A 26,930-nucleotide genomic window follows, 5' to 3' on the forward strand; every position below is an offset into this window, starting at 1 on the left:
AGAATTCGTCAGGTCAGGTTTTGGTCCACAAGCAGTGGCCGGAAAGTTTCAGGTAGAACAGCTTGGGCAGCATCGGCAGCGCGAGCGGCGCACCGGGCCCGGACTCGAAGATCTCCGGCGCCGACAACACACCGGCCTCCACCACGGTCTGCTCCTCGGCCCGACAGGTGGTCAGTGGATCCAGCGGGGTGGCGGTCCAATTGCCGCTGGCGACGTTGGGATTGCGCATGCCCTGACCGTGCAGCGTGATCGCCGGGCCGTAGCTCAGCCAGGAGTCATTCGGGTCGAACGGAGTCTGCACCGCCGCCCAGGCGAACCCTGCGGGCTGTTGCTGACACATGGCGTAGGTGACTTCGTCGGGCAGCAGTGTCATGGTGCCGTCCAAGTCGGCGGGGCATTCCGTGCCCGTCTGGGGAGCCGGAGGGTCGGCGTGGGCCAACCCGCAGGTCAGCGCGGCCAGCACTACAGCGACCGCGCCGGCAGCGGTCGGGTATCGCATCACGGTCGGTTTATCGTCCCCGCGCACGCAAGCGTTTCACCCGATGGTGGGAACCCGCCGGCGCCGGGCCGGCCTAGCCGTACAGCTCGTCGATCTTGTCGTGGAAGTTGTCGACGACGACCTTGCGCTTGAGCTTGAGGCTCGGCGTCAGATCGCCGTTCTCCACGGTGAGCTCGCGGTCGATGATCGCGACCTTCTTGACCTGCTCCCACCGGTTGAGGTGCTTGTTGAGTTCCTCGACGTAGCCCTCGACTGCGACGCGCGTCTTGTCGTCGCGGGCGATCTCGGTGAACGACTTGCCGGCCAGGCCATTACCGGCTGCCCATTCCTTGAGACCTTCGGCGTCCAGGCTCACCAGCGCGACACAGTACGGCTTGCTCTCGCCGTACACGATGATCTCGCTGGCGAACGGGCAGATACCCTTGAACTGAGCCGAAATCGCCGAGGGCGCAACATATTTGCCCTGCGAGGTCTTGAACATGTCTTTCTTGCGATCGGTGATCCGCAGGAACCCCTCGGCGTCCAGCTCGCCGATATCGCCGGTGTGGAACCAGCCGTCCGCCTCGAGTGCTTCTGTGGTGGCCTCGGGAAGATCGTGATAGCCATCCATGATGCCGGGGCCCTTGAGCAGGATCTCGCCGTCCTCGGCGATCTTGACCTCGGTCTCGGGGAAGGTCCAGCCGACGGTTCCGAACCGGTAGGCGTGCGGCCGGTTCAGCGAGGAGGCCGCTGAGGTCTCAGTCAGGCCGTAGCCCTCGAGCACCACCACGCCGATTGCGTCAAAGAACTGCGCGATCTCGCGGTCCAGCGCGGCAGAGCCGCTGATGAAGAACCGAAGCCGTCCGCCGAAGCGATCGCGGATGGTGGAGAGCACCAGCCTGTCGGCGAGCTTGTGCTGGACTGCCAGCAGGGGCGATACCCCGTGACCGGCCTGCTTGGCCCGCGACACCTGCAGACCGACTCCGACCGCCCAGTCGAACAGGGTCTTCTTGACCCCGCCCTCCTTGGCCGCCATCTCGGTGACACGACCGTGCACCTTCTCGAAGATTCGCGGGACCGCACCCATGATGGTGGGCCGGATGATCGCGAGGTTCTCGACGATCTTGTCGACGCGGCCGTCGATCACGGTCGGGAACCCGATCGCGAGCGGCAGTGCCAACATCACCTTGCCGAAGGCGTGCGCGAGCGGCAGCCACAGGTAGTTCAGATCCTTGTCGGACAGCACCCCGAGGGAGTCCATCGCCGCCGCGGTGTAGGTCCAGGAGTCCTGCGTCAGCCGAACGCCCTTGGGCTTACCTGTCGTGCCGGAGGTGTAGATAAGGGTGGCCAACTGATCGGGCCGGATGGCGTCGATGCGATCGGTGACCGCGGTGGGATTCTCGGACAGCAGTTTCTTGCCGAGCTCCTCAAGCTCGGCAAGGCTGATCACCCAATCGCCGTCGCCGCTGCCGTCGATGACCACGACCTTCCCCACAGCAGACAGCTCGCCGCGGTGGGCGAGGAGCTTGTCAACCTGCTTCTGGTCCTCGGCGATGACGATCTTGCTGCCCGAGTTGGCGACGATAAAGGCCACATCCTCGGCATGGGTGGTCGGATAGACCGTGGTGGTGGCCCCGCCGGCCGCGAGGATGGCGAAGTCGGCGACCACCCACTCGTACCGGGTGCCCGACGCCAGCGCGACGCGTTCCTCAGGCTGAATACCCAGGGAGATCAGACCTGCGGCCAGAAGCTCTACCTGGTCACCGATCTGCTTCCAGGTGACACTGGTCCACCCGCCGTCCGCCGGATACCGGAATGCCTCGGCGGCCGGAGTGGCCGCAACACGGTTGAGGAACATCTTCGGTACCGACGGCGGTCGGTTGGCGATCTTGCCGAGGTCGACGCGTTCTTGGGATTTATGCAGGCCTGCCATGGTTGAAGTCTATGAAACCCCCGCACGGTCAGGTCAGCGGATTGGCGAAACCGGCTCCCGCCGCAGGTTCGGGGGCTTCAGAACGGCTAAATCTCGCCCCCACCGTCAGTGATGATTGAGCGCAGGAGGTGTGACATGGGGGTGGAGATCCTCGTCGCGACTCCGGCTGATGCCACCGGACTGGCCGACGTCGCCGCCGCGACCTTCCCACTGGCCTGCCCGTCATCGGTAGCCGCCGAGGACGTCGCCGCGTTCATCGGCGCCGAACTCTGCGCTTCGCGCTTCGCGGAGTATCTGGCCGATCCGGACAAGCGGGTGCTTGCCATCCGCGACGGCAGCCGGATCGTCGGCTACGCCATGCTGATCCACCCGGCCGGCGAACCGGCGGCGGAGCTCTCCAAGTTCTATCTGCTGCCCGGCCACCACGGCACCGGCACGGCGGCACAGCTGATGCGCGCCGCCCTCGACTGGGCCTGCGGGACCGGGGCGCAGACGATGTGGCTCGGGGTCAACCGCGGCAACGGACGCGCGCAGGCGTTCTATCGCAAACTTGGTTTCGAGGTCACCGGCACTCGGACCTTCGACGTGGGCGGTGCCACCGAGCACGACCTCCTCATGTCTCGGCCGCTGTAGCGCCGGAAAGCTGGCTAAGCGCCAGCAGTCGCGACGTGGCGCGCAGGTACTTCTTGCGATAGCCGCCGGCCAGCATCTCCGCTGAGAACACGGTGTCCAGCTTCGCCCCGGATGCGACGACCGGGATTCCCGCGTCATAGAGCCGGTCGGTCAGCGACACCAGGCGCAGGGCCACGCTCTGGTCCTCCAGAGGGTGCACGCCGGTGATGTGCACCGCCGTCACCCCCTCGATCAGCGTCAGGTAGCGCGACGGATGCATGGTCGCCAGGTGGGCGCACAGCGCATCGAAGTCATCGAGGGTGCAGCCCGGTGTGCGCTCGGCGCCGGCGATGACCTCGGCTTCGGACAGCGGCTGGGGCGCAGCCGGCAGACCGCGATGCCGGTAGTCCGGTCCGTCAATGCGGACCGTGGTGAAAATGCTTGCCAGCGTGTTGATTTCGCGGAGAAAGTCCTGCGCGGCGAAACGCCCTTCGCCGAGTTGCTCGGGCAGGGTGTTCGATGTCGCTGCGATCGACACCCCGCGCTCGACGAGCTGGGACAGCAGCCGGGAGATCAGCGTCGTGTTGCCGGGGTCGTCGAGTTCGAACTCGTCGATGCAGACCGCGGTGTACTCGCCGAGCATCTCCACACATTCGACGAAGCCGAAGACACCCGCCAGTTGGGTCAATTCGCCGAAGGTGGCGAACGCCGTGGGGTGCGCGGCGGAGTCGGGCAGCCTGCGGTAGGCCGAGGCGAGCAGGTGGGTCTTGCCCACCCCGAATCCGCCGTCGAGGTAGATACCCGCCCCGGGCAGCGGCTCGCGGCGGCCGAACATTTTCTTGCGCCCGGCCCGCCGTCGCACCGCCTCATCACAGAACGCCTGGCACGCCGCCAGTGCCGCCGCCTGGCTGGGTTCGGCCGGATCGGGCCGGTAACTCTCGAAGCTCACCCCGGCGAAAGTGGGCGGCGGCACCAGTTGAGCGATCAACCGCTCCGGGGACGCCATGGGGTGACGGTCGGCGAGATGCCCGGGCATGTTGCAATCGTGGCATGCCAGACACCGAGCCGATGCACTTCTCGCTGCTCGGTGCCGGTGGCCCGGTGGACGATGAGCGGCTCGAGGTTCTCTACTCCTACCGCGCCGGGCTGACCCGTCCCGTGGTGCGCGGAAACGTCATCGCCAGCCTCGACGGCGCCGCGGCCACCGAGGGCACTTCCGGCGGCCTCGGCGGATCCGGTGATCGCCGATTGTTCAGCCTGTTGCGTGAGTTGGCCGATGTGATCGTCGTGGGCGCCGGCACCGCCCGCGCCGAAACCTATGCCGGAGCCAAGATGTCTGCGGACCGACGGCAGCGCCGGAAGTCCCGCGGCCAGCTCGAGGTGCCCCCGATAGCCCTGGTCAGCCGTTCCGGCGTTCTGGACCCCGGCCTGCCGGTGCTCACCGATACCGAGGTGCCGCCGCTGCTGCTGACCTGCACGGCGGCCGCCGATGGGGCGCGCGCCCGCCTCGGCTCTGCCGCCGAGGTGCTCGACTGCTCGGGCGCAGACCCCACCGCGGTGGATCTCGGCACCGCGCTGGCCCACCTCGGCGAGCGCGGACTGCTGCGGGTGCTCGCCGAGGGTGGCCCGAGCCTGCTGGGCGCATTCATCGCCGACGATCTGCTCGATGAACTGTGTCTGACCACGGCGCCGGTGCTGGTCGGCGGGTCGGCCCCGCGTGTCGCCGCCGGCGATGGTGCGGTGCTGACCCGGATGCGGCGCGCACACGTCATCACCGATACCGACGGCTATCTCTACCTGCGTTACACGCGCGGAGCCTGAACCGGCCGAGAGGCCGGTCCCGGTCCGGTCGCTACTGTGGTGGCCATGCGTCGGCTGGGTCGGGTTCGGGCTGCGGTGTGCCTGAGCGCCGTGGTCGCCTTGAGCATCACCGGATGCGCCCCGTGGCTGGCCGCCAACCCGCAGTTCGCCACCGACGGGGCCAGTAATACTGCTGGCGGCCCGGCCACCAGCACCTCGGCGGCCGGGCCGGCCGAGATCGCCGAACCGAAGAACGACCTCGGGTGGCGTGACTGCACGGCCAAGGCGACCGGCGACGCCGGTGTTCCGCCGATGCCCGGGGTGATCTTCGAATGCGCCGAGTACGACGCCGACCTCGATCCGATCAGCGGTGCGACCGGGACGTTGAACATCGGCGCGATGCGGGCCAGGTCCGTGCAGACCCCGCCGGCGGCGGGACCTCTGGTGTTCACCACCGGATCGGACCTGCCGTCCTCGCTACAACTTCCGGTCTGGCTGTCCCGATCCGGTGCCGACGTCCTCAAGAGCCGTCCAATTGTGGCGGTGGACCGGCGCGGGATGGGGATGTCCAGCCCGATCGACTGCCGTGACGCGGTTGACCGTCAGCAGATGCGCGAACAGGCCCAGTTCCAGCCCGGCGATGACCCGGTTGCCAGCCTCGGCGCGGTCACCACGACGGCGACAACCGGGTGCACCGACGCCCTCTCACCGGGCGATTCCGCCTACGACAATGCCCGCGCCGCAGAGGATCTCGACCGGCTGCGCAGCACCTGGGATGTGCCGGCCCTGGCGCTTATGGGTATCGGTAACGGCGCTCAGGTCGCCATGGCCTATGCAGGGTCGCATCCGGATAAGGTGGCGCGGCTGGTGCTCGACTCTCCCATCGCGCCCGGGGTTGCCGCCGAAACCGCCGCAGATGATCAGGCCAAGGGACAGCAGTCCGCCCTGGATGCCTTTGCGGGTCAGTGCGTGGCGATCAACTGTGCGCTCGGACCCGATCCGAAGGGGGCCGTCGACACTCTGCTGGCCGCCGCCCGCGCCGGCAGGGGCCCGGGCGGGGCCTCGGTTGCCGCGCTGGCGACAGCCATCACCACCGCGCTGGGCTATCCCAGCGGTGACCGCATCGGCACCACCGTCAAGCTGGCCAACACCCTGGCTGCGGCCCGCGGCGGCGATGTCAACCAGCTCACCAACCTGATCAACGCCGCCGAGGCGATGCGCGACAGCGACGGACAGTTCGTCAACCGCTGCAGCGACTCCCTGAGCCGGCCCACCCCGGACCGGGTCCGCGAACTCGTCGTCGCCTGGGGCAAGCAGTACCCGCAGTTCGGCTCCGTCGCGGCACTCAACCTGGCCAAGTGTCTGAGCTGGCCCAGCGGCTCCGCACCCAAGGATCCCAAAAACCTCAAGGTGAACACCCTCCTGCTGGGCGTGCAGAACGACCCGATCGCCGGTCCCGGAGGAGTGGCCGCCACCGCCGCCATGATCATCAACGCCGGGGCGACCAGTAAACGGGTGATGTGGCAGGGCATCGGTCACGGCGCCAGCATCTACACCGCGTGCGCCCTGCCTCCGCTGCTCGGATACCTCAACACCGGCACTCTGCCGCCAACCGACACCTTCTGCCCCGCCTGACCGGGTCAGGCAGCAGGGCCAGCCTGACCGGCTGACGCCGCGGACCGTAGTACGGTGCGGACGTGGTAGCCGTTGACTCCGTTGTTTCCCGGGTGCGCAACGCCTTTCGTCCGCGCTCAAGCCCACCCGGTGCGCAGGCGATCCTGCGTTCGGCCCTGTGGCCCATCGCGATCATGTCGATCATCCACCGCAGCTATGTTCTGACCTCCAACGGCTACATCACCGACGACTGGGCACCGGTATACCGGGCGGCGCGCAACTTCCGGGCCGGTGTCGACATCTATAACGAGCACTTCGACCAGGTGGACCCGCACTACCTGTATCCGCCCGGCGGCACCCTGCTGATGGCGCCGTTCGGGTACATCGACAGTGAGTTCGCCGCCCGCAACTGGTTCATCCTCCTGAACACCGTCGCGATGATCCTCGCCGCCTGTCTGCTGGTGCGGCTGTTCAGGTTCCCACTCAGTTCGGTCGCACTACCGGCCCTGCTGGCGGCGATGTTCGTCACCGAGTCGGTCACCAACACCCTGGTGTTCACCAATGTCAACGGCTGTGTCCTGCTCGCCGAGGTGTTGTTCTTTCGGTGGTTGCTTCCTTCCGAGGGCCAGGACGGGACGAGCCGACAGTGGTTGGCGGGCATCGCAATCGGGCTTTCGTTGGTCGTCAAACCCGTGCTGGGAGTGTTGCTGCTGCTGCCGCTGCTGAACCGGCAGTGGCGCGCGCTGGCGGCCGCCATCGCGGTGCCGGTGGCATTCAACGCCGTGGGCTTTGTGCTGGTCGCGGACCGGATGAACTTCGTGAAGCGGACACTGCCCTACATCTTTTCCACCCGCGACTACTTCAACTCCTCGGTACTGGGCAACGGGGTGTACTACGGGCTGCCGATGTGGCTCATCACCGTTCTGCGACTTGGCTTCATCGTTTTGGCTGCCGGCAGCCTGTGGCTGCTGTACCGCTACTACCGCGATCGCGACACGTTCTTCTGGATGCTGACCTCCTCGGGCGTCCTGCTGATCACGTCGTGGTTGGTCCTCTCACTCGCACAGGGCTACTACTCGATGATGCTGTTCCCGTTCCTGATGACGGTGGTGCTGCCGAACTCGGTACTGCGCAACTGGCCGGCCTGGCTTGCGACCTACGGGTTCCTGACCCTGGACCGCTGGCTGATGTGGCGTTGGCCCACCACAGGGCGCTTTCTGGAGTACATGAAGATCACCTACGGATGGTCGCTGATGCTGGTCGTGGTGTTCTGCGTGCTGTACTACCGCTATCTGGACGCGCGTGCCGCCGGTCGGTTGGATCAGGGCATCGATCCGCCGTGGATGACGACTCCGCCGGGTCGCGCTAGCGTGGGCTCATGAGTTCCGAACCCGCCCCGAAACTGCAACTCAGCGACGCCGAGTGGCGCCAGCGGCTCGACAAGGCCGAGTACCACGTTCTCCGAGAGGCCGGCACCGAGCGGCCGTTCACCGGCGAGTACACCGACACCAAGACCGAAGGCTCCTATCAGTGCCGGGCCTGCGGATCCGAATTGTTCCGCAGCACAGAGAAATTCGAGTCACACTGCGGGTGGCCGTCGTTCTTCGATCCAGCCGACTCCGATGCGGTGATCCTGCGCACCGACACCTCGATGGGCATGCGCCGGGTCGAGGTCATCTGCGCGAACTGCCACAGCCACCTCGGCCACGTATTCTCCGGTGAGGGCTACCCGACCCCAACCGATCAGCGCTACTGCATCAACTCGATCTCGTTGAAGTTCACGGCAGCCGACTGACCAACTCCTCGACACCGACTCGCGGGCCGGTGAAGAACGGGATCTCCTCGCGCACATGAAGGCGGGCCTCGGTGGCACGCAGGTCGCGCATGAGATCGACGATCCGATGCAGTTCCGGCGCTTCGAAGGCCAGGATCCACTCGTAGTCACCGAGCGCGAAGGCGGGCACGGTGTTGGCCCGCACGTCCTTGTAGCTGCGGGCGGCCATCCCGTGGTCGGCCAGCATCTTGCGGCGCTCGTCATCGGGCAGCAGGTACCACTCCAGCGAACGAACGAACGGGTAGACGCAGACATAGGCGCCCGGGTCCTCCCCCGCCAGGAACGCCGGGACGTGACTCTTGTTGAACTCGGCCGGGCGATGCAGTGCCACGCTGCTCCAGAACGGCGCGGTCGCCCGGCCCAGGGCCGTGGTGCGCCGGAAATCGCTGTAGGTCTGCTGCAACTGCTCGAGGGTTTCGGCGTGGGTCCAGATCATGAAATCGGAATCAGCGCGCGTGCCGGCGATGTCGTAGATACCGCGGACGACGACGCCGTTCTCCTCCTGCTGTTTGAGGAAGGTGGCGGTCTCGTCGATCACCGCGGCGCGGGACCCCTCGTCGTAGCCGAGCGCTCCGGGACGCGCGGCGAACACCGAGAACATCACATAGCGCACGGTGGCGTTGATCTCGTCGTAATTCAGCTTCGCCATGGAACTATCGTGCCACGACCGCGGCGGCGGCCCGGTCTGCGGCGGCCACACATGCCGGCACCCCGACACCGTCGAGGTAGTTACCGGCGATGGCCACACCCGGCGGCAGATCCGCGCGCACGTCCGCGGCCAGCGCCCCGTGACCCGGCCCGTACTGCGGCAGGGCGTCGATCCACCGGTGCACCAGCATGTCAACGGGTTCGGCGCGGATACCGAACACCGTGTTCAGATCCTCCAGCGCCCAGGCCAGTAGGTCCTCGTCGCCGACACTGCGGGCAATGGTGTCGCCGAACCTGCCGAAGGACATCCGCAGCAGCTCGGGCTGCCCCTTCCCCGCGGACTGGCCACCCCACTTGCGGGTCGACAGCGTGATGGCCTTGCAGTGCAGTGCCTCTCCGGTGGCCACCAGCACCCCCGATTGGGGCGGGAACGGGGTGCCGGCCGGCAGGGCCAGCGCCAGAATCGCCGCCGAGGCGATAGGCACCCGGGCGGCCGCGGCGGCACTGCCCGGCGCGATCTCCCGGAGCAGGCCGGGCAGCTGCGGGGCGGCAACCGCGACGACCACCGCGTCGGCATGACACTGCGCGCCAGCGGCGTCGGCCAGCGTCCAGCCGTCACCATCGGCAACGATCCCGGTGACGGCGGCCTGCACCCAGTCCAGCCGGGCCCGCGCGACGAGTTCGTCGAGCAGGACCCGATAACCGCCCCCGATCGCGCCGAACACCGGGCCGATACCGCTGCCCGGCGAGACCCGTCGCACCGCCTCGGTCAGTGACGACGCCCCCGCGTCCAGTGCCGCTGCGACGGTGGGCACCGCCGAGCGGATACCGATGGTGGCCGCCGAACCGGCGTAGACCCCGGAGAGCAGGGGATCCAGAGAGCGGGTCACCACCTGCTCACCGAACCGGTCGGCGACCACGGCGCCGACGGCGGGATCGCCGCCCGATTCCCAGTGCAGCGGCCGGTCCGGTTCGGCGGCGATCCGGTCGACGGTGGCGCGATCGACCAGACCTGTCATCGCCTGCGCCGATCCGGGAATGCCGTTGACGGTGCCGGTGGGCAGCGGGTGCAACCGACCCTGGCTGTAGACGGTGGTCCGCACCCCGGTGGGACTGATCAGGCGGTCGGCCAGACCCAGTTCCGCCAGCAGGGCGGGCACCTCGGGGCGGCGGGCGATGAAGGCCTCGGCGCCGATGTCCATCACCTGGCCGGCCAGCGTCTCGGTGCGCAACACGCCGCCGAGCCGATCAGCCGGGTCGAAAACCCGGATGGTGGCCGACGGTCCGGCCAGCGCACGGATGCGGTAAGCGGCGACAAGACCCGAAATGCCGCCGCCGACAACGCAATACACGCGATTCACAACGAATGCACCAGCTCCACAAGCTCAGTCAGCAGGTCCGGATCGGTAGCGGGCAGCACACCGTGGCCCAGGTTGAAGACATGCCCGCCGGCACCCGCGGCGATGGCCCGCCGGCCGTCCTCAATCACCCTCCGGGCGGCCGTCTCGACAACCGGCCACCCAGCCAGCAGCACCACCGGATCGAGATTGCCCTGCAACGTCTTTCCCGGATCGACCCGGGTAGCGGCGTCTGCCAGTGACGTCCGCCAGTCCACCCCCACCACCGTGGGGCCGGCCTCCGACATCGCGCCCAGTAGTTCGGAGGTGCCCACACCGAAGTGCGTCATCGGCACGCCATAGCCGGCGACGGCAGCGAAAACCCGTGCGCTGTGCGGCAGCACGTAGGTCCGGTAGTCGGCCAGCGACAGCGTCCCCGCCCACGAATCGAACAGTTGCACAGCATCCACTCCGGCATCGAGTTGCAGCCGCAGGAAGTCGATGGTGAGGTCGGTCAGCGCGGTCATCAACGCGTGCCAGGTCGACGGCTCGGCCAGCATCATCGCCTTGGTCCGCTCGTGCAGCTTGCTCGGGCCGCCTTCCACCAGATACGACGCCAGGGTGAACGGCGCTCCGGCGAATCCGATCAGCGGCACCTCGCCCAGCTCTGAGACGAGCAGTCCGACGGCATCGGCCACCGCGCTGACTCGCTGTAACTGCAGGCCCTGCAGAACCCGCACATCGGCGGCGGTGCGCACCGGATGGGCGATCACCGGCCCGACGTCGGGGACGATGTCGAGGTCGACGCCGGCCCCGCGCAGCGGGACCACGATGTCGGAGAACAGGATCGCCGCGTCGACTCCGTGCCGGCGGACCGGCTGCAGGGTGATCTCGCAAATCAGCTCGGCGTCGAAACAAGCCTCCATCATGGTGTTCTGGGCACGCAACGCGCGGTACTCCGGCAACGACCGGCCGGCCTGCCGCATGAACCAGACCGGGCTCCGGCTGGGCGTGCGGCCGCTGGCGGCCGCCAGATACGGCGACTGGAGAAGCTGGCGACGATTGCTCACCGGCCCATGCTGCCACGGCCGTGCCGGGGGCACGGCGCGCCTGCCTGCACGGCCTGCAGGATGCGGCTAGCGTCAACCGTCGTGACTAGTGCGGAACCGGCGCAGTTCAGCGAAGCCGTGGCCGCAATGAATGCCGCCCGGGTGCGGCCGGAGATCGAACTCGGGCCGATTCGTCCACCTCAGCGACTTGCGCCGTACAGCTACGCGCTCGGTGCCGAAGTCAAGCGCGAGGAAGCTGTGCCGCTCCCGGAGAACTCCGATGGCGATGCGTTCGGCCGGCTGATCCTGCTGCACGATCCCGAGGGCGCCGACGCCTGGGACGGCACCATGCGCTTGGTCGCCTTCATCCAGGCCGACCTGGACCCGAGCGAGGCCGTCGACCCGCTGCTGCCCGAAGTCGCCTGGAGCTGGCTGGTCGAGGCGCTGGACTCCCGCGGTGATCAGGTGACCGCTCTGGGCGGAACCGTAACCGCCACCACCTCGGTGCGGTACGGGGACATCTCCGGGCCGCCGCGAGCGCACCAGTTGGAGATGCGGGCGTCCTGGACCGCCACCACGTTGGATCTCGGCACCCATGTGCAGGCGTTCTGTGAGGTCCTCGAGCATGCGGCCGGATTGCCTCCGTCGGGAGTCACCGACCTGAGCTCGCGCTCACGCGCCTGATGTCGACCGACACTCCGGACGATCCCGCGGGCCCCGAGGCCGTACCGCTACTGTGCCCGGCCGAGGGTGTGCCGCCGTTGTCGGTCAGTGCCGATGAGATCGCCGACGCCGCCGCCACGCTGGCCTCGGGCACCGGGCCGTTCGCCGTCGACGCCGAACGCGCCTCCGGATTCCGCTACTCCAACCGCGCCTACCTGATCCAGATCCGGCGCAGCGGGGCCGGAACGGTCCTGATCGACCCGGTCAACCACGGCGGCAGCCCCATCGACACCCTCAAACCACTGGCCGACGTGCTGGCCTCCGACGAATGGATCCTGCACGCCGCGGACCAGGACCTCCCCTGCCTGGCCGAGGTGGGGCTACGCCCTCCGGCCCTCTACGACACCGAACTTGCCGGCCGGCTGGCCGGGTTCGAGCGGGTAAACCTGGCGGCCATGGTGCAGCGACTGCTGGGCCTGGGCCTGGCCAAAGGCCACGGCGCAGCCGATTGGTCCAAGCGACCGCTGCCGGCGGACTGGCTGAATTACGCGGCACTGGACGTGGAAGTGCTCATCGAGTTGCGCTCCGCGATCGGCGACATCCTGGTCGAACAGGGCAAAAACAGTTGGGCCGCTGAGGAATTCGACTACCTGCGCTGCGCCGAGAGCTCCCCCACCCGGCGCGATCGCTGGCGCCGGACCTCCGGGATTCACAAGGTCCGCACCGGTCCTGCCCTTGCGGCGGTGCGCGAGCTGTGGACCGCGCGTGACCAGATCGCCCGCCGTCGCGATATCGCGCCGGGCAGGATCTTGCCCGACGCGGCGATCATCGCCGCCGCCATGACCGACCCGAAAACCGCCGAGGAACTGATCGCGCTGCCGGTGTTCGGCGGCCAGAAACAACGCAAGTCCGCCCGGGTGTGGCTCGACGCACTGGAGGCCGCGCGCTCGAGCACCGAACCGCTGGAGGCCAACGAACCCAACAGCGGACCGCCTCCACCGGTGCGGTGGAGCAAGCGCAAGCCGGAGGCGGCGGCCCGTCTGGAAGCGGTCAGATCCGCGCTGACGGAGTTGTCCGGACAGGTGGGAGTACCGACCGAGAACCTGGTGTCACCGGAGTCGGTGCGTCGGCTGTGCTGGGACTGGCTGGACTCGGCGGTTCAGGACCCCGATGCGGTGGACGCCGTGCTGCAGACCTGGGGCGCGCGCAACTGGCAGCGCGAACTGGTGGTGCCGGTGCTGGCCCGAACGCTGGCCACCGGCCCGGCAGACAATTAGGACTAGTCGACGCGTTCGGTCACTGAATCGTCGGCAGCGCCCAGTGCGGCGACCCAACCGGTCACCTGACGGGCGATGTTCTGCTCGGTCAGCCCGACCTCTTCGAGGACCTCGCCACGGGACGCATGTTCCAGGAATCGCTGCGGCACGCCCAGATCGCGGCACGGCACGTCGATCTCCATCGCGCGGAGGGCAGCTGAGACCGCCGATCCCACACCGCCGGCCAGGCCGTTGTCCTCGCAGGTGACAACGAGCTTGTGGGCACTGGCGAGCGGCGCCAATGCGGCCGGTACCGGAAGTACCCAGCGCGGATCGGCAACCGTCACCCCGATGCCCTGCACGCGCAATCGCTGCGCGACCTTCAGCGCCATCGGCGCAAACGCCCCCACCGCGACCAGCAGTACATCGTCGCCGAGGCCGTCGGCCGGACGGGCCAGGATATCGACTCCGGAGATCCGCTCCAGGGCCGGAATATCCTGGCCCACTTCGCCTTTCGGGAAGCGGATCGCGGTCGGGCCGTCGTGGACCTCGAGGGCCTCGCCGAGTTCCTCGCGCAGTCGGGCACCGTCCCGCGGCGCGGCCACCCGGATGCCGGGCACCACATTCAGGATCGATAGATCCCAGATGCCGTTATGGCTTGCGCCGTCATTGCCCGTCACGCCGGCCCGGTCGAGCACCATGGTGACCGGCAACCTGTGCAGCGCCACATCCATCATGATCTGGTCGAAAGCCCGGTTGAGGAACGTCGAGTAGATCGCTACCACCGGATGCATGCCGCCCATCGCCAAGCCGGCCGCCGATGTCATCGCATGCTGCTCGGCGATGCCGACGTCGAAGAGCCGGTCGGGGAATTGCTCACCGAACTCCGCCAACCCGGTCGGACCCGGCATGGCCGCGGTGATGGCCACGATGTCGCGCCGTGCCCCGGCGTAGGCGATCAGCGAGTCGGAGAACACCGAGGTCCAGCCCGGCGCGGCGACCCTGGTGGCCAAGCCGGTCTTGGGGTCGATGACTCCGGTGGAGTGCATCTGCTCGGCCTCGTCGTTCTCGGCCGGCGGGTAACCCATCCCCTTCTGGGTGACCACGTGCACGATCACCGGTCGGTTATAGCCGCGGGCGTGCCGCAACGCATTCTCCACGGCGTGCTCGTCATGGCCGTCGATCGGGCCGACGTACTTCAGCCCCAGATCGGTGAACATCGCCTGCGGGGACACCGCGTCCTTGATGCCGACCTTCACGCTGTGCATGGCTTGGAAGCAGACCTCGCCGATGACCGGGATGGCCCGCACCGCATTGCGGCCGCGTTCCAGCATCCGCTCATAGGCGGGTTGCAGCCGAAGCCCGGCCAGATGTTCGGCCAGCCCGCCGATGGTGGGCGCGTAGCTGCGGCCGTTGTCATTGACGACGATGACCACCGGTCGCTTCGCCGATGCGATGTTGTTGAGCGCCTCCCAGCACATGCCGCCGGTCAGCGCCCCGTCGCCGACGACGGCCACCACATGCCGGTTGCGTTGTCCGGACAACTCGAACGCCTTGGACAGGCCGTCGGCATAGGACAGCGCGGCTGAAGCGTGACTCGATTCGACCCAGTCATGGTCACTCTCGGCCCGGGACGGATACCCCGAGAGGCCGCCCTTCATTCGCAGGGTGTCGAAGTCTGCGCTGCGCCCGGTCAGCATCTTGTGCACGTACGCCTGATGGCCGGTGTCGAAGATGATCGGGTCGTGCGGTGAGTCGAATACGCGGTGCAGCGCCAGGGTGAGTTCCACCACACCGAGGTTTGGCCCCAGGTGACCTCCCGTGGCAGCGACCTTGTGGATGAGGAACTGACGGATCTCGTCGGCCAGTTCGGTCAGCTGAGCTTGGGATAGGCGTTGCAGATCAGCGGGGCCGCGGACCTGTTCGAGCATCCGATCAGTCTACGCATCCGGACCGGCGGGGTCCCGCCCGGCGAGATAGACATCAGGCACCCCGTCCTGGTCCGGATCGGCGGTCTCCAGCTCGAACACCGCCCGGTAGTGACGGTTGCGGATCCGCAGCACCACCGCGGCCAGCAACGCCGCCAGCAGCGAACCGGTGAGCACGGCCACCTTGACCACCCCCTGGCGGGGCAGGTCCCCGGCATAGGCCAGCTCTCCTATCAGCAGCGATACCGTGAATCCGATGCCGGCCAGGATCGCGACGCCGAACACGTCGATCCATCGCAGCGAGGAATCCAGGCTGGCGTGAGTGAACGCGGCCAGCGCCCGAGTGGTGCCGAAAATCCCGAGGGTCTTGCCGATCACGAGCCCGCCGACGACCCCCAGCGCGATGGGATCGCGGAGCGCTGTCACCAAACCGTCATAGCCCCCGATGGTCACACCGGCGGCGAAGAAGGCGAAGACCGGGATCGCGAATCCCGACGAAATCGGCCGCATCTGGTGCTCGAAACGCTCGGCCAGACCCGGCCCGTCGGTGTCGCCGGCGTGATCCCCGGTATCTCTGTCACTGCGCAGCACCGGGACGGTGAATCCCAGCAGCACGCCGGCGACAGTGGCGTGAATTCCGGACTCGTGGACGAACGCCCACGTCAGTGCTGCCAGCGGGATCAGCAGCCACCATGTCCGGACCCGACGTTGAACCAGGACGGCGAACAGCGTCAGCGGGATCAGCGCCAGCAGCAGCGCGCCGAGGTTGATGCGGTCGGTGTAGAAGACCGCGATGACGGTGATGGCCAGCAGATCGTCGACCACCGCCAGGGTCAGCAGAAAGGTGCGTAATGCGGTCGGCAGATGGGTGGAGATGACGGCGAGCACCGCGACCGCGAATGCGATGTCGGTCGCCGTCGGGATGGCCCAGCCGCTGAGGGCCCCCTCACCGGTGCCGGCGGCGAAGGCGACGAAGATCAGCGCCGGTGCGACCATTCCGCCGATGGCGGCGGCGATCGGCAGCGCGGCCCGGGACGGCTCACGAAGGTCCCCGGCGACGAACTCGCGCTTGAGCTCCAGGCCGACGACGAAGAAGAAGATCGCCAGCAGCCCGTCGGCGGCCCAGCCGGCCAGCGACAGGTTCAGATGCAGGCCCAGATCATCGGTGCCGACCCGGAAACGGGTCAGTGCGTGATAGGACTCCGACCACGGCGAGTTGGCCCACACGAGTGCGATCGTTGCGGCGGCCAGCAGGATCGCGCCGCCGACGGTCTCCTTGTGCAGGATGTCGATGACACGGCGGGTCTCCGACCATGAGCCACGGGTGAACAACCGAGCGGGCATGGTGAGAAATCTATCGGCTCAGCAGGGCGACGCACTCCACGTGGTGGGTCAGCGGGAAGGCGTCGAACACTCGCAGGTGATCGACGCGGTATCCGTTGCGCTGATACAGCCCGATATCGCGGGCGAAGGCCGCTGCCTCGCAACCGATGTGGATCACCCGGGGCACACCCGTCTTCGCCAGGATCTCGATGACGTCCTTACCCGCGCCGGCTCGCGGCGGGTCCAGCACCGCGATATCGGCGCCATCGTTGTGCGAGGCCAGGAAACGTCGTGCCGACTCGGTCACGACATGTACCTGGCTCAGGTCGGCCAGTGCCGCCCGTGCCGCATCGGTCGCCGGACGTGAGGTGTCCACGGTCAGCACCAGTCCCCGCTCACCGACCGCGTCGGCCAATGTTGCGGCGAACAGTCCGGCCCCGCCGTAGAGGTCCCAGGCGCGCAGCCCGTCGATACCTGCGGCCCACTGAGCGATCAGATCGCTGTAGACCTGCGGTGCGTCCCGGTGGGACTGCCAGAACGCGGTCACGGGTAAATGCCACTGCCGCCCGCCGACCCGCTGTATGCACTCGCGGCCACCCTCGGCCACCGTCATGCCACGCTCCCCCTTGGTGGTGGCGGCCACATGGCGGTTGCCGTCGTCGTCGAGCACCACGTGGATCTCATCGCCGGGTCGCCAGCGCGGCCCGCCGAGGCCGGCCAGCATCCCTTCCGGTAGTTGCCCGCATCGCAGATCGGTGATGACCTCGGTGCTGTGAAAGCGGTGGAAGCCCGCACTGCCGTCGGGACCGACAGCCAGCCGGACCCGGGTTCGCCAGCCCATTGCGCCGCCCGTTCCGATCGGCTCGGCAGCACCCTCCCAGAGGTAATCCCCTAGGCGCGCAAGCTGATTGGCGACGACGCCGCCCTTGAGCGCCCGGACGGCAGCCGGATCGGCGAAGGCAAGGTCACAGCATCCCGCAGCATCCGGACCGGCGATCGGGCACAGCGGCTGCACCCGATCCGGCGAGGCCTCGAGGATCTCGATCGCCTCGGCATGCCAGTATGACCCCTTCTCGGAGGTGACCCGGACCCGCACCTGCTCCCCCGGCAGGGCATAGCGGACGAACACCACGCGGCCGTCGTGGCGGGCCACGCAACTACCGCCGTTGGCCGCGGGGCCGGTGGTCAGTACCAGCTCTGTCTGCGCCGCCGCCGTCACTCCGTGAAGCCCCGGCGCACGTCACCGGCGGCGCTCTGTCCTTCAGGCTGCCTGACACGCTCCGATGAATTCAATTGCCACGGAACCGAGGTCATCATCACGTTGGGGATGAACAGCAGCCGCGCCTTGAGCCGCAGCGCGCTCTGGTTGTGCAGCAGACTCTCCCACCAGTGGCCCACGACGTACTCCGGGATGAACACGGTGACCACGGTCCGGGCCGATTCCTTGGTGATCCGCTTGATGTAGTCGACCACCGGTCCGGTCACTTCCCGGTACGGAGACGCCAGCGTCTTCAGCGGAACCGTGATGTCGCTGTCCTCCCACTGGTGCACCAGCTTGCGAGTCTCGGCGTCATCAACGTTGACCGTGAGCGCCTCCAGCTTGTCGGGCTTGGTCGCCCGGGCGTATGCCAGCGCTCGCAGAGTGGGCAGTTGCATGTTGGAGACCAGCACCACGGCGTGGTTGCGACTGGGCAGTACGACCGAGCCGGCTTCCTCCTCATTCGGGGTGAGCTCACGCGACACGGCCGCGTAGTGCCGGTTGATGCCCTTCATCAGAAGGAAGAGTGCCGTCATCGCCACGATCGCGATCCAGGCCCCCGCCATGAACTTGGTGACCAGCACCACGATCAGCACCGCTCCGGTGGAGAGCAATCCGATGATGTTGATCAACCGGGAGCGCATCATCCGACGGCGTTCCTGAGGGTCATCCTCGGTGCGCAGATGGCGGTTCCAATGCCGCACCATGCCGATCTGGCTGAGGGTGAACGATACGAACACTCCGACGATGTAGAGCTGGATCAGTTGGGTCACCTCGGCGTTGAAGGCAACGATGAAGGCGATCGCCGCGAACGCCAGGAACAGGATGCCGTTGGAAAAGGCCAGCCGGTCGCCGCGGGTGTGCAACTGGCGGGGCAGGAAACGGTCCTGGGCCAGGATCGAGCCGAGTACCGGGAACCCGTTGAACGCCGTGTTGGCGGCCAGCACCAGGATTAACGCGGTGACGCCGGTGATCAGGTAAAGCCCGAGCGGGAAGTCGTGGAAGACGCTGGCGGCCAATTGCGCGACGAGCGTCTTCTGGTGGTAGCCGGGCGGCGCACCGATCAACTGCTCGGGACTCTCGGCGAGTTTGGCCCCGGTTTCGATCGCCAGGACGATCATGCCCAGGAACATGGTGATGGCAAGTCCGCCGAGGAGCGCCAGCGTGGTCGCAGCGTTGCGGGACTTCGGCTTGCGGAAGGCCGGCACCCCGTTGCTGATGGCCTCGACGCCGGTCAGTGCCGCACACCCGGATGAGAATGCCCTGGCCACCAGGAAGATCAGCGCGAACCCCATGACGTCGCCGTGTTCGGAATGCAGTTCGAAGCCGGCCGACTCCGCTTTCAGGTCGTGACCCAGCACGTAGATCTGAAAGAAACCCCAGATCAGCATCAAGAACATGCCGCCGATGAACGCATAGGTGGGGATGGCGAACGCAGTGCCGGACTCCCGGATGCCACGCAGGTTCATCGCCGTGAGCAACACGATCGCGGTTACCGCGAAGATCACCTTGTGCTGGGCGATGAACGGCACCGCCGAGCCGATATTGGACATCGCCGAGGCCATCGACACCGCAACCGTGAGCACATAGTCGACCAGCAGCGCACTGGCCACTGTCAGCCCGGCGGTGGGACCCAGGTTGGTGGTGACCACCTCGTAATCACCGCCACCGGAGGGGTAGGCATGCACGTTCTGCCGGTAGGAGGCGACCACGACCAGCATGACCAGGGCCACCGCCACACCGATCCAGGGCGCCATCGCATAGGCCGAGAGTCCCGCCACCGACAGGACCAGGAAAATCTCCTCAGGGGCATACGCCACCGACGACATGGCGTCGGAGGCGAACACCGGCAGGGCGATGCGCTTGGGTAGCAGGGTGTGGGCCAGCTTGTCGCTGCGGAACGGCTGCCCGATCAACACCCGGCGCAGACCGCTGGAAAGCTTGGACACGAGAGCCAAGGGTAGGCCTTCATCGCGGAGCCGGTAGCGTTCCCCTTGCCGTGGCGGCCCTCCGGCGGGCCGACGGGCACGTGACCGATACTCAGCCGAAAGGAACCTGGGGTGCGGGTTGTGGTGATGGGGTGCGGCCGCGTCGGCGCCTCGCTGGGTGACGCGCTGAGCCGAATCGGGCACGAGGTGGCGATCATCGATCGTGATCCGACCGCGTTCAACCGGCTCTCCCCGGAGTTCTCCGGCGAGAAGATCCTGGGCATGGGTTTCGATCGGGAAGTGCTGCTGCGGGCCGGAATCGAGCGTGCTGACGCCTTCGCCGCGGTCTCCTCCGGCGACAATTCGAACATCATCTCGGCACGGGTGGCCCGGGAGATGTTCGGCGTGCAACGGGTGGTGGCCCGTATCTACGACGCCAAACGTGCGGCGGTCTACGAGCGGCTCGGCATCCCCACGGTCGCGACCGTCCCGTGGACCACCGACCGTCTGCTCCACACCCTGACCCATGAGACGGAGACCACAAAGTGGCGTGACCCCACCGGCACCGTCGCGGTCTGCGAAGCCGAGTTGCACGAGGCCTGGGTCGGCCACCTCGCGACCACCCTGGAGGAGACAACGGGCGCCCGGATCGCCTTCCTGATCCGCTTCGGCACCGGACTGCTGCCCGAACCGAAGACCGTCATTCAGGCCGGCGACCAGATCTACCTCGCCGCGGTCTCCGGACACGCCGCCGAGGCCCTGGCCATCGCCGCACGGCCGCCGGCGGAAGGAGTCGGGGAATGAAGGTCGCCATCGCCGGAGCAGGTGCGGTGGGCCGCTCGATCGCCCGCGAACTGGTCGAGAACGGCCATGCCGTCACCCTCATCGATCGCAACTCCAAGCACATCGACCCGGAAGCGATCCCTGCGGTGGAATGGCTGCTCGGCGATGCCTGCGAGCTGAGCCTGCTGGAGTCGATGCACCTCGAGGAATACGACGTGGTGATCGCCGCGACCGGCGACGACAAAGCAAACGTTGTGCTCTCGCTGCTCGCCAAAACCGAGTTCGCCGCACCGCGCGTGGTGGCCCGGGTCAACGATCCGCGCAACGAGTGGCTGTTCGACAACGCCTGGGGCGTGGACGTCGCCGTGTCGACCCCGCGGATGCTTGCCTCACTGGTGGAGGAGGCCTTCGCTGTCGGAGATCTGGTGCGGCTCATGGAGTTTCGCAAAGGTAATGCCAATCTCGTCGAGATCACGCTGCCCGAGGACACTCCCTGGGGCGGCCGTCCGGTGCGCAAGCTGACCCTGCCCCGAGATGCCGCGCTGGTCACCATCCTGCGCGGTCAGCGGGTCATCGTGCCCGATGCCGACGAACCACTCGAAGGCGGTGACGAACTGCTGTTCGTCACCTCACCGGACGTCGAGGGCGAACTGCGCACCCTGCTTGGTGGAACGGGCGAGTAACCGCCTCAGGTCTGCGGATGGCTGCCGGCGTGCGCGGCGTGGATCGCTCGCTGCGCCGCCCGGATCGCCAGGTAGGTGGCAATCGCTGCTATCGCCGTCAGCGGCCAGCCCATCGCGATGCGGGTGACTCCCAGCCAACCGGTCTTATCGGCGTCGTAGAGGTGGTGCTGCACCAGAAACCGGGCCGCGAAGACTGCGACCCAGGTCAGCGTCGCCAGATCGAATGCCAGTACTGCCCGGCGGGTTTTGCGCCAGGCTCGGTCATGGCCGTTGACCCAACTCCAGATATAGCCGACGATCGGCCGGCGGATCAGCACGGACAGCGCGAATACCGCCGCCCAGATCAGTGAGGTCCAGATCCCCAGCAGGAAGTAGCCCTTCGACGCGCCGACGAGCCAGGCGATCAGCGCGCTGACACCGACCCCGAAGAATCCGGCCAGCGCCGGCTGCACGGAATCGCGCCGGATCAACCGCCAGATCAAAATCGCCAGCGCGACGCCGACTGCCGCGCCGATCGCGGGAAGTAGCCCGAAGGCGGTGGAAACCGGAACCAGGACCGCAACCGGGAGTGCCGAATAGATCAGGCCGCTGAGGCCACCCATCTGGTCCAGCAGCGCCTGACCGGGCGTGCGCTTCGCTGTGGTGTCGGCCTTCGCTGTGGTGTCGACTGCGTCGTCGGGCCCCGCGGTTTCAGCCGGGGTCAACGCTGAATTTCGTAGTGCGGGTTGTAAATCGCCTTGCTGCCGTTCTCCAGCATGCCCAGCCGGCCGTGCACGCGCAGGGTCCGACCGCAGTCGATGCCGGGGATCCGCCGCTGACCCAGCCAGACCAGTGTCACGGTGTCGGTGCCGTCGAACAACTCTGCCCGCACGCCGCCGGCGCAGCCCTTGGCATTTGCCTCGACGGTGCGCAACTCGCCGACCATGGTGACTTCCTGACCGCGCTGGCAATCGACCGCGCGCTGGGCGCCGGAGGTGTCGGCGTCACCGATGGGTTCTGCGACGTCACGCCGCTGGGGGGTCTCCGCCATACGACGGGTAAGGCGACGTACAAAACCTTCGGCCGCAGCCATGGTCTCTCCTGCATGCTCGTTCTCGTTGCCACCGCAACCGTAGACCTTGCGCTGCCCCGGCGCCACGAGGCCTACCCAGGCTGCCACCCCCATTGTGCACCGGGCACGATCGTGGCATGGCGGTCGACATGCGCGGGGTGCTGACGGTCCTGCTGCCCGGGACCGGCTCCGATGACGATTACCTGCGCAGAGTGTTCGCGGGCCCACTGGAGCGGGCAGGTGCAACCCTGGTGGCCGTACGACCCAACCCCGACGACCTGCTGGGGGGATATCTCGCCGCGCTGGAGTCAGCCGCCGCCGGCGGCCCGATCGCGGTCGGCGGCGTGTCGCTGGGGGCCGCCGTGGCGGCCTCCTGGGCTCTGGCGCACCCCGACCGGACCATCGCGGTGCTGGCCGTTCTCCCGCCCTGGACGGGGGCGCCAGGGGACGCTCCGGCCGCGTGCTCCGCCCGGCACACCGCCACGATGCTGCGTAACGACGGCCTGGACGCGGTGACGGCTGCGATGCGGGCATCAAGCCCGGTCTGGCTGGCCGACGAGCTGGCACGCTCCTGGCGGCGGCAATGGCCGGGGCTGCCCGGGGCGATGGAGGCGGCCGCCGGATACCCGGCGCCGGACACCGCGGCCCTGCGGCGGCTGTCGGTCCCGATGGCGGTGGTGGGCGCGCCCGATGATGCGGTCCACCCGCTGGCGGTGGCCCGGCACTGGGCCCAGACTGCTCCGCGGGCGGCGCTGGGCACGGTGACCCTCGAGCAATTCGGTCCGGACCCGCAATCCCTCGGCACGGCCTGCCTGGCCACGCTCCGGGAGTGCTGAGCTTTCAGCTTTCGACGCCGCCGGACTGCTGCATGGCCGCGTCCTCGGCTGCCCGGCGCGCCGCCTCCTGCTGCGCGAGCATCTGCTGCTGAATCTGCTGCTGGTGCATCATCGCCTGCTGGGCGGCCATCGCGGCCTGCTGAGCGGCGGCCGCCCGCAACTGGGCGGCCATCTCTTCGGGCAGCTGCACCTGCAGCGGGGTACGCACCGGGAGCGGAGTCTCACCACGACGAACCACGGTGTCCGCCAAGGCTTCCCGCGCCTCCGCGGCCACCGCGTCAATCGACTCGGCGGTACCGTTGGCAACGCAGCGAATCATCCACCGGTAACCGTCGACACCGATGAAGCGGACCACGCCGGTGCCGGTACCGACCACCTCGCGACCCCATGGACCGTCCTCGATGGTCACCGACGCGTTGTCGTTGCGCAGCGCCTCGGCCAGTTCGCCGGCCACCTCACGCCACAGGCCTGGCGACTTCGGGGCCGCATAGGCGGCAATGGTGAAGCGTCCGTTCGGAGTGACCACCCAGATCGCGTTCGGCAGGCCGTTGGGCTGCATCTCGACCTGGACCTGGCCGCCCGGCGGCATCGGGATGAGCACAGATCCGAGGTCCAGACGCGCCAGTGCGGCGTCCTCGGGGTTGTCGAAGTCCTCGATTTCGAAGGGTCCGCGATCGTCGTCACCGGCCCCGTCCCCGGCGATCCGCACGGCCACCTCGGCGACCGTCACCTCAGCGCTCTCGTCGACCGCCACGTCGACGTTCCCAGCGACGTTCCCGGCAGCCTTCGCGGCGGCCTCGTCCTGATCCTGATCGCGCTTACGTCTGCCGAATGCCATCACAAACTCGCATGTCCGCCGGAGGAACCGTGGCCACCTTGGCCACGGGTTGTGTCATCGAGTCCGGCATCCTCAAACGAGGTCACCTCGACCAGTTCCGGCAACTCGATCTGCTGAACCAGTAACTGGGCGATACGGTCACCGCGCCGGATGGTGATCGGCGCCGCCGGATCCAGGTTGATCAGTGACACCTTGATCTCACCGCGATAGCCGGCGTCAACCGTGCCCGGGCTATTGACGATCGAAAGACCCACGCGCGCAGCCAGACCTGAACGCGGGTGGATCAGGCCCACCATGCCGTGCGGGATGGCTACGGCGATACCGGTGGGAACCAGGCTGCGTTCTCCGGGTGCCAGTTCGACATCCTCGGCGCTGTAGAGATCAACACCGGCATCGCCGTCATGGGCACGGCTGGGCATCGGGAGATCGCGGTCCAGACGAACCACCGCAAGACTGGTGGGCACGGGGGGAAAGACTACCCTTGGCCGAGTGTCCGACTCGCGTGTGACCTCGCAAACCCTGCGGTACCGCGAGAGGTTGTGGGTGCCGTGGTGGTGGTGGCCGGTCGGCCTGGGATTCGCGGCGCTGCTCGCCGCGGAAGTCAACATGAGCGTTCTGCAGCCACCGGTCTGGGTTCCGTACGCGGTGCTCGGTGTCATCGCGGTGGTTGTGCTGGTGAGCCTCAGCCGCACGGAGTTGCGGGTGGTCAGTGACGGAACCGATATCGAGCTGTGGGCCGGGCCGGCACACCTGCCCGCCTCGGTGATCGAGCGCTCAGCCGAGGTCCCCAAGTCGGCGAAGTCCGCTGCAATGGGCCGGCAGCTCGATCCCGCCGCCTTCGTTTTACACCGCACCTGGGTGGGCCCCATGGTGCTGGTGGTGCTCAACGATCCGGACGATCCGACGCCGTACTGGCTGGTCAGCTCCCGGCACCCAGACCGGGTGCTGTCAGCGCTGCGTTCCTGAGCCGTTGAGCGGCGGCCCTACGCGGCACAGTCGGTGCAGATCATCTCGCCGTTCTTCTCGCTGGCGAGGCGGCTGCGGTGATGCACCAGGAAGCAGCTGGAGCAGGTGAACTCGTCGGCCTGCTTCGGGATGACCCGGACCGAGAGCTCCTCGCCGGACAAGTCGGCACCGGGCAGTTCGAAGGATTCGGCAGACTCGGACTCGTCGACGTCGACGACGGCGGACTGCGCCTCATTTCGGCGCGCGGTGAGCTCCTCAAGGGAGTCCTCGGCCACCTCGTCGGTCTCGGTCCGCCGTGGGGCGTCGTAGTCAGTAGCCATCGTCACTCCCTTTCGTCGTACCCGTGAGCGTCAAACCTGCGCACAGCTTTGTACCAGCGTGGAACGCCTGCGCAAAACCATTCCTGCCCGGGAATCGGCGAGTTTGAGTATGATTTTCATCACATTCGTTGAATCCGGCTGATCGACGTGTTCTATCAGCCTCGCGGCGCGGCCACTACAGTGCTCTCGTGGTCGCTCACATCACCGCAGGGTCATCCTACGACAAAGACGGGCAGCCGTTCCGTCGGCGCAACTACCGGCCCGGGATCATCGCGGTGGCGGCGCTGTTCGCACTGACGCTTTTGGTGTGGGCCCTGGTGCTGACCCGTCCGGTCGACGTCCGCGAAGCTGCCGCCTGCCCGGCACCGCCGACACCCGCCGATTCCTCAGCACCGCGGCTGGGCGAACGGGTGTCCGGTTCGACCCTGGTCGATGTCGCCCCGGCGAAGCTGGCCGACACCAAGGTCCGGGTGCTCAACGCCAGCGGTCAGGGCGGTCAGGCCGGGGAGGTCGCCGGGGCGCTGCGCGACCTGGGCTTCGCCGCTCCGACCGCCGCCAATGACCCGATCTACGCGGGTGCACGGCTGTCCTGCCAGGGCCAGATCAGATTCGGCCAGAGCGGTAAGTCGGGAGCCGCAGCGACCTGGCTGGTGGCGCCGTGCGTGGAGCTGTATCAGGACGACCGCAAAGACGACTCGGTGGACCTGGTGATCGGCACCGACTTCAACTCACTGGCCAACAGCGACGATATCGCCGCGGTGCTGTCCGGCCTGCGGCCCGGCGCCAATGAGCCGGCCGACTCGGCCCTGGTGGCCAAGATTCACAACGGCACCTGCTGAGCCCGGCCGCTCAGGGCAGCGGGTCCAGCCCTCCGTGTTTCTCCAAGGCTGCGATCAGCGCGGCGGCGACACCGGGCGCCGCAGCCACCAGCAGACCCGCTCCGGCCACCTCGGCGGGCAATACGACCACCGCCCCGGCCTCCGCGGCGATCAACGCCCCCGCCGCCCAGTCCCAGACATTGAGGCCGTGTTCATAGTGGGCATCGAGGCGACCGGCGGCCACCGAGCACAAATCCAGCGCCGCCGAACCGATCCGGCGGATGTCGCGCACCTCCGCGATCACCCTCGCGGCCAACGCGGCCTGCGCGGCGCGCCGACGCGGGTCATACCCGAATCCAGTGCCCAGCAGGGTCATCGAGAGCTCCGTCGCCGCACTGCAGCGCAGCGCGCGGCGCCGGTCACCGGCCCGGACACGGGCTCCCCCACCGACCGACGCGGAATACACCTCGCCGCTGCACACATCCGCGACGGCCCCTGCCACCGATACCCCGTCGACCTGGGCGGCCACTGAGACGGCATAGGCCGGAATGCCGTAGACGAAGTTCACCGTGCCGTCGATGGGGTCGACCACCCAGCGCACAGAGCCGGGTGCGGCGTCTTCGCCGCCACCCTCCTCGCCGAGTATCAGTTCGCCCGGCCGCAGCTCGGCGAGCCGGTCCCGGACGAGTTGCTCGGTCTCGGTGTCGGCGATCGTGACGGGGTCGGTGGGGCCACTTTTGGCGCGAACGGTCATCGTGTTCGGCGAGGCGTGCCGCGAGTCGGCATCGCCGGTCCCGAAGAGATCCGGGCGCCTGCGCCGCACATAGTCGGCGGCCTCGGCGGCGACTCGTTCGGCCACGTCGCGAAGTTCGGTGGGCGGGTTGTGGTTCACCGCGCCATCGCAACACAATCGGCACCTCACCGGACCGCGCACCCACTAGTGTCGGGTTTCGTCGGAGCCGTCCCGCCAGCAG

General features: G+C 67.9%; 28 protein-coding genes. 12 read left to right on the forward strand and 16 right to left on the reverse strand.

From position 1 onward, the window contains the following. Nucleotides 1-13 precede the first annotated feature (13 nt). Together ACR2JI_RS10010 and ACR2JI_RS10015 are read right to left on the reverse strand one after the other, a co-directional pair. A complete protein-coding gene (locus ACR2JI_RS10010) occupies nt 14-499 on the reverse strand; it encodes a hypothetical protein (RefSeq protein ID WP_526389920.1) in 486 nt (161 codons plus the stop codon). Between the two features lie 73 nt (nt 500-572). After that, the gene (locus ACR2JI_RS10015; RefSeq protein ID WP_526389921.1) at nt 573-2,411 is read right to left on the reverse strand and encodes an AMP-dependent synthetase/ligase; all 1,839 of its coding nucleotides are present in this window, start codon (nt 2,409-2,411) and stop codon (nt 573-575) included. 135 nt (nt 2,412-2,546) lie between these two features. Here ACR2JI_RS10015 and ACR2JI_RS10020 point away from each other — a divergent pair, with 135 nt between their 5' ends. Then, complete coding sequence (locus tag ACR2JI_RS10020; RefSeq protein WP_526389922.1) at nt 2,547-3,044, forward strand: GNAT family N-acetyltransferase; 498 nt, start codon at nt 2,547-2,549, stop codon at nt 3,042-3,044. On the opposite strand, the gene zapE is transcribed toward ACR2JI_RS10020, so the two are convergent. Then, on the reverse strand, nt 3,025-4,059 hold the full coding sequence (zapE, locus tag ACR2JI_RS10025; RefSeq protein WP_526389923.1) for a cell division protein ZapE: 1,035 nt from the start codon (nt 4,057-4,059) through the stop codon (nt 3,025-3,027). The two genes, ACR2JI_RS10020 and zapE, sit on opposite strands and share 20 nt — an antisense overlap. Before the next feature lie 14 nt (nt 4,060-4,073). Between zapE and ACR2JI_RS10030 the strand changes: the two genes are divergently transcribed. The 4 genes from ACR2JI_RS10030 to msrB all read left to right on the forward strand — a co-directional run bounded on the left by ACR2JI_RS10030 (nt 4,074) and on the right by msrB (nt 8,232). Continuing rightward, nucleotides 4,074-4,844: a pyrimidine reductase family protein gene (locus ACR2JI_RS10030; protein WP_526389924.1), complete on the forward strand. Its 771-nt coding sequence runs from the start codon at nt 4,074-4,076 to the stop codon at nt 4,842-4,844. A gap of 45 nt (nt 4,845-4,889) precedes the next feature. After that, the gene (locus tag ACR2JI_RS10035; protein ID WP_526389925.1) at nt 4,890-6,458 is read left to right on the forward strand and encodes an alpha/beta fold hydrolase; all 1,569 of its coding nucleotides are present in this window, start codon (nt 4,890-4,892) and stop codon (nt 6,456-6,458) included. A gap of 62 nt (nt 6,459-6,520) precedes the next feature. Next, nucleotides 6,521-7,819 (forward strand): glycosyltransferase 87 family protein, encoded by a 1,299-nt coding sequence (locus tag ACR2JI_RS10040; protein WP_526389926.1) that lies wholly within the window; start codon nt 6,521-6,523, stop codon nt 7,817-7,819. Further along, on the forward strand, nt 7,816-8,232 hold the full coding sequence (msrB, locus tag ACR2JI_RS10045) for a peptide-methionine (R)-S-oxide reductase MsrB (RefSeq protein ID WP_526389927.1): 417 nt from the start codon (nt 7,816-7,818) through the stop codon (nt 8,230-8,232). Before ACR2JI_RS10040 ends, msrB begins: the two co-directional genes overlap by 4 nt. Here the strand turns inward: msrB and hemQ are convergent. Genes hemQ through hemE form a run of 3 tightly spaced genes read right to left on the reverse strand, consistent with a single transcriptional unit; the run spans nt 8,216 to nt 11,326 of the window. Continuing rightward, the gene (hemQ, locus tag ACR2JI_RS10050; RefSeq protein WP_526389928.1) at nt 8,216-8,920 is read right to left on the reverse strand and encodes a hydrogen peroxide-dependent heme synthase; all 705 of its coding nucleotides are present in this window, start codon (nt 8,918-8,920) and stop codon (nt 8,216-8,218) included. The genes msrB and hemQ overlap by 17 nt on opposite strands. A gap of 4 nt (nt 8,921-8,924) precedes the next feature. Next, a complete protein-coding gene (locus ACR2JI_RS10055; RefSeq protein WP_526389929.1) occupies nt 8,925-10,280 on the reverse strand; it encodes a protoporphyrinogen oxidase in 1,356 nt (451 codons plus the stop codon). Beyond that, nucleotides 10,277-11,326, reverse strand: a complete 1,050-nt coding sequence (gene hemE, locus ACR2JI_RS10060) for a uroporphyrinogen decarboxylase (RefSeq protein ID WP_526389930.1) — start codon at nt 11,324-11,326, stop codon at nt 10,277-10,279. Before hemE ends, ACR2JI_RS10055 begins: the two co-directional genes overlap by 4 nt. A gap of 60 nt (nt 11,327-11,386) precedes the next feature. On the opposite strand from hemE, the gene ACR2JI_RS10065 reads away from it, so the two are divergent. Both ACR2JI_RS10065 and ACR2JI_RS10070 read left to right on the forward strand, forming a co-directional pair. Further along, complete coding sequence (locus tag ACR2JI_RS10065; RefSeq protein ID WP_526389931.1) at nt 11,387-11,989, forward strand: DUF3000 family protein; 603 nt, start codon at nt 11,387-11,389, stop codon at nt 11,987-11,989. After that, entirely contained in the window at nt 11,989-13,245 is a 1,257-nt protein-coding gene (locus ACR2JI_RS10070; protein ID WP_526389932.1) for an HRDC domain-containing protein, read from the forward strand. Before ACR2JI_RS10065 ends, ACR2JI_RS10070 begins: the two co-directional genes overlap by 1 nt. 2 nt (nt 13,246-13,247) lie before the next feature. Here ACR2JI_RS10070 and dxs read toward each other — a convergent pair whose 3' ends face one another. From dxs to ACR2JI_RS10090, 4 genes are read right to left on the reverse strand one after another with little or no spacing between them, the layout of a single operon-like run. Next, on the reverse strand, nt 13,248-15,155 hold the full coding sequence (dxs, locus tag ACR2JI_RS10075) for a 1-deoxy-D-xylulose-5-phosphate synthase (RefSeq protein WP_526389933.1): 1,908 nt from the start codon (nt 15,153-15,155) through the stop codon (nt 13,248-13,250). 9 nt (nt 15,156-15,164) lie between these two features. Then, nucleotides 15,165-16,496, reverse strand: coding sequence for a Na+/H+ antiporter NhaA (nhaA, locus tag ACR2JI_RS10080; RefSeq protein ID WP_526389934.1), 1,332 nt, complete (start codon nt 16,494-16,496; stop codon nt 15,165-15,167). 10 nt (nt 16,497-16,506) lie between these two features. Next, on the reverse strand, nt 16,507-17,694 hold the full coding sequence (locus ACR2JI_RS10085) for a class I SAM-dependent RNA methyltransferase (protein ID WP_526389935.1): 1,188 nt from the start codon (nt 17,692-17,694) through the stop codon (nt 16,507-16,509). After that, complete coding sequence (locus ACR2JI_RS10090; protein WP_526389936.1) at nt 17,691-19,691, reverse strand: amino acid permease; 2,001 nt, start codon at nt 19,689-19,691, stop codon at nt 17,691-17,693. Before ACR2JI_RS10090 ends, ACR2JI_RS10085 begins: the two co-directional genes overlap by 4 nt. Before the next feature lie 102 nt (nt 19,692-19,793). Here ACR2JI_RS10090 and ACR2JI_RS10095 point away from each other — a divergent pair, with 102 nt between their 5' ends. Both ACR2JI_RS10095 and ACR2JI_RS10100 read left to right on the forward strand, forming a co-directional pair. After that, complete coding sequence (locus ACR2JI_RS10095; protein ID WP_526389937.1) at nt 19,794-20,465, forward strand: potassium channel family protein; 672 nt, start codon at nt 19,794-19,796, stop codon at nt 20,463-20,465. Further along, nucleotides 20,462-21,127: a potassium channel family protein gene (locus ACR2JI_RS10100; protein WP_526389938.1), complete on the forward strand. Its 666-nt coding sequence runs from the start codon at nt 20,462-20,464 to the stop codon at nt 21,125-21,127. Before ACR2JI_RS10095 ends, ACR2JI_RS10100 begins: the two co-directional genes overlap by 4 nt. Before the next feature lie 5 nt (nt 21,128-21,132). On the opposite strand, the gene ACR2JI_RS10105 is transcribed toward ACR2JI_RS10100, so the two are convergent. Together ACR2JI_RS10105 and ACR2JI_RS10110 are read right to left on the reverse strand one after the other, a co-directional pair. Then, the gene (locus ACR2JI_RS10105) at nt 21,133-21,729 is read right to left on the reverse strand and encodes a DUF3159 domain-containing protein (RefSeq protein WP_526389955.1); all 597 of its coding nucleotides are present in this window, start codon (nt 21,727-21,729) and stop codon (nt 21,133-21,135) included. A 98-nt stretch (nt 21,730-21,827) separates the two neighbouring features. After that, nucleotides 21,828-22,199, reverse strand: coding sequence for an OB-fold nucleic acid binding domain-containing protein (locus ACR2JI_RS10110; RefSeq protein WP_526389956.1), 372 nt, complete (start codon nt 22,197-22,199; stop codon nt 21,828-21,830). Nucleotides 22,200-22,315: 116 nt separating this feature from the next. On the opposite strand from ACR2JI_RS10110, the gene ACR2JI_RS10115 reads away from it, so the two are divergent. Further along, nucleotides 22,316-23,014, forward strand: coding sequence for an alpha/beta hydrolase (locus tag ACR2JI_RS10115; protein WP_526389939.1), 699 nt, complete (start codon nt 22,316-22,318; stop codon nt 23,012-23,014). Between the two features lie 4 nt (nt 23,015-23,018). On the opposite strand, the gene ACR2JI_RS10120 is transcribed toward ACR2JI_RS10115, so the two are convergent. Further along, entirely contained in the window at nt 23,019-23,855 is an 837-nt protein-coding gene (locus ACR2JI_RS10120; RefSeq protein ID WP_526389940.1) for a DUF3710 domain-containing protein, read from the reverse strand. Further along, the gene (gene dut / locus ACR2JI_RS10125) at nt 23,852-24,316 is read right to left on the reverse strand and encodes a dUTP diphosphatase (RefSeq protein WP_526389941.1); all 465 of its coding nucleotides are present in this window, start codon (nt 24,314-24,316) and stop codon (nt 23,852-23,854) included. Before dut ends, ACR2JI_RS10120 begins: the two co-directional genes overlap by 4 nt. A gap of 25 nt (nt 24,317-24,341) precedes the next feature. Between dut and ACR2JI_RS10130 the strand changes: the two genes are divergently transcribed. After that, a complete protein-coding gene (locus ACR2JI_RS10130) occupies nt 24,342-24,818 on the forward strand; it encodes a DUF3093 family protein (protein ID WP_526389942.1) in 477 nt (158 codons plus the stop codon). Between the two features lie 17 nt (nt 24,819-24,835). On the opposite strand, the gene ACR2JI_RS10135 is transcribed toward ACR2JI_RS10130, so the two are convergent. Then, complete coding sequence (locus tag ACR2JI_RS10135; protein WP_526389943.1) at nt 24,836-25,138, reverse strand: DUF4193 family protein; 303 nt, start codon at nt 25,136-25,138, stop codon at nt 24,836-24,838. Nucleotides 25,139-25,326: 188 nt separating this feature from the next. On the opposite strand from ACR2JI_RS10135, the gene cei reads away from it, so the two are divergent. After that, nucleotides 25,327-25,977, forward strand: a complete 651-nt coding sequence (gene cei / locus ACR2JI_RS10140) for an envelope integrity protein Cei (protein WP_526389944.1) — start codon at nt 25,327-25,329, stop codon at nt 25,975-25,977. A 10-nt stretch (nt 25,978-25,987) separates the two neighbouring features. Here cei and ACR2JI_RS10145 read toward each other — a convergent pair whose 3' ends face one another. Next, nucleotides 25,988-26,848, reverse strand: a complete 861-nt coding sequence (locus ACR2JI_RS10145; protein ID WP_526389945.1) for an inositol monophosphatase family protein — start codon at nt 26,846-26,848, stop codon at nt 25,988-25,990. Nucleotides 26,849-26,930: the final 82 nt, after the last annotated feature.

The sequence above is a fragment of the Mycobacterium sp. genome (genome assembly GCF_051006775.1).
Taxonomy (GTDB): Bacteria; Actinomycetota; Actinomycetes; order Mycobacteriales; family Mycobacteriaceae; genus Mycobacterium.

Bases quoted from the DNA above. Each gene is read 5' to 3' on its own strand.
- ACR2JI_RS10100 (WP_526389938.1), top strand. From the start codon at position 20,462: ATGAAGGTCGCCATCGCCGGAGCAGGTGCGGTGGGCCGCTCGATCGCC.
- ACR2JI_RS10015 (WP_526389921.1), bottom strand. From the start codon at position 2,411: ATGGCAGGCCTGCATAAATCCCAAGAACGCGTCGACCTCGGCAAGATC.
- hemQ (WP_526389928.1), bottom strand. From the start codon at position 8,920: ATGGCGAAGCTGAATTACGACGAGATCAACGCCACCGTGCGCTATGTG.
- ACR2JI_RS10030 (WP_526389924.1), top strand. From the start codon at position 4,074: ATGCCAGACACCGAGCCGATGCACTTCTCGCTGCTCGGTGCCGGTGGC.
- ACR2JI_RS10035 (WP_526389925.1), top strand. From the start codon at position 4,890: ATGCGTCGGCTGGGTCGGGTTCGGGCTGCGGTGTGCCTGAGCGCCGTG.
- ACR2JI_RS10110 (WP_526389956.1), bottom strand. From the start codon at position 22,199: ATGGCTGCGGCCGAAGGTTTTGTACGTCGCCTTACCCGTCGTATGGCG.
- dxs (WP_526389933.1), bottom strand. From the start codon at position 15,155: ATGCTCGAACAGGTCCGCGGCCCCGCTGATCTGCAACGCCTATCCCAA.
- ACR2JI_RS10010 (WP_526389920.1), bottom strand. From the start codon at position 499: ATGCGATACCCGACCGCTGCCGGCGCGGTCGCTGTAGTGCTGGCCGCG.
- msrB (WP_526389927.1), top strand. From the start codon at position 7,816: ATGAGTTCCGAACCCGCCCCGAAACTGCAACTCAGCGACGCCGAGTGG.
- ACR2JI_RS10065 (WP_526389931.1), top strand. From the start codon at position 11,387: ATGCGGCTAGCGTCAACCGTCGTGACTAGTGCGGAACCGGCGCAGTTC.
- zapE (WP_526389923.1), bottom strand. From the start codon at position 4,059: ATGCCCGGGCATCTCGCCGACCGTCACCCCATGGCGTCCCCGGAGCGG.
- ACR2JI_RS10070 (WP_526389932.1), top strand. From the start codon at position 11,989: ATGTCGACCGACACTCCGGACGATCCCGCGGGCCCCGAGGCCGTACCG.
- ACR2JI_RS10105 (WP_526389955.1), bottom strand. From the start codon at position 21,729: ATGGGTGGCCTCAGCGGCCTGATCTATTCGGCACTCCCGGTTGCGGTC.
- ACR2JI_RS10020 (WP_526389922.1), top strand. From the start codon at position 2,547: ATGGGGGTGGAGATCCTCGTCGCGACTCCGGCTGATGCCACCGGACTG.
- nhaA (WP_526389934.1), bottom strand. From the start codon at position 16,496: ATGCCCGCTCGGTTGTTCACCCGTGGCTCATGGTCGGAGACCCGCCGT.
- ACR2JI_RS10115 (WP_526389939.1), top strand. From the start codon at position 22,316: ATGGCGGTCGACATGCGCGGGGTGCTGACGGTCCTGCTGCCCGGGACC.
- ACR2JI_RS10135 (WP_526389943.1), bottom strand. From the start codon at position 25,138: ATGGCTACTGACTACGACGCCCCACGGCGGACCGAGACCGACGAGGTG.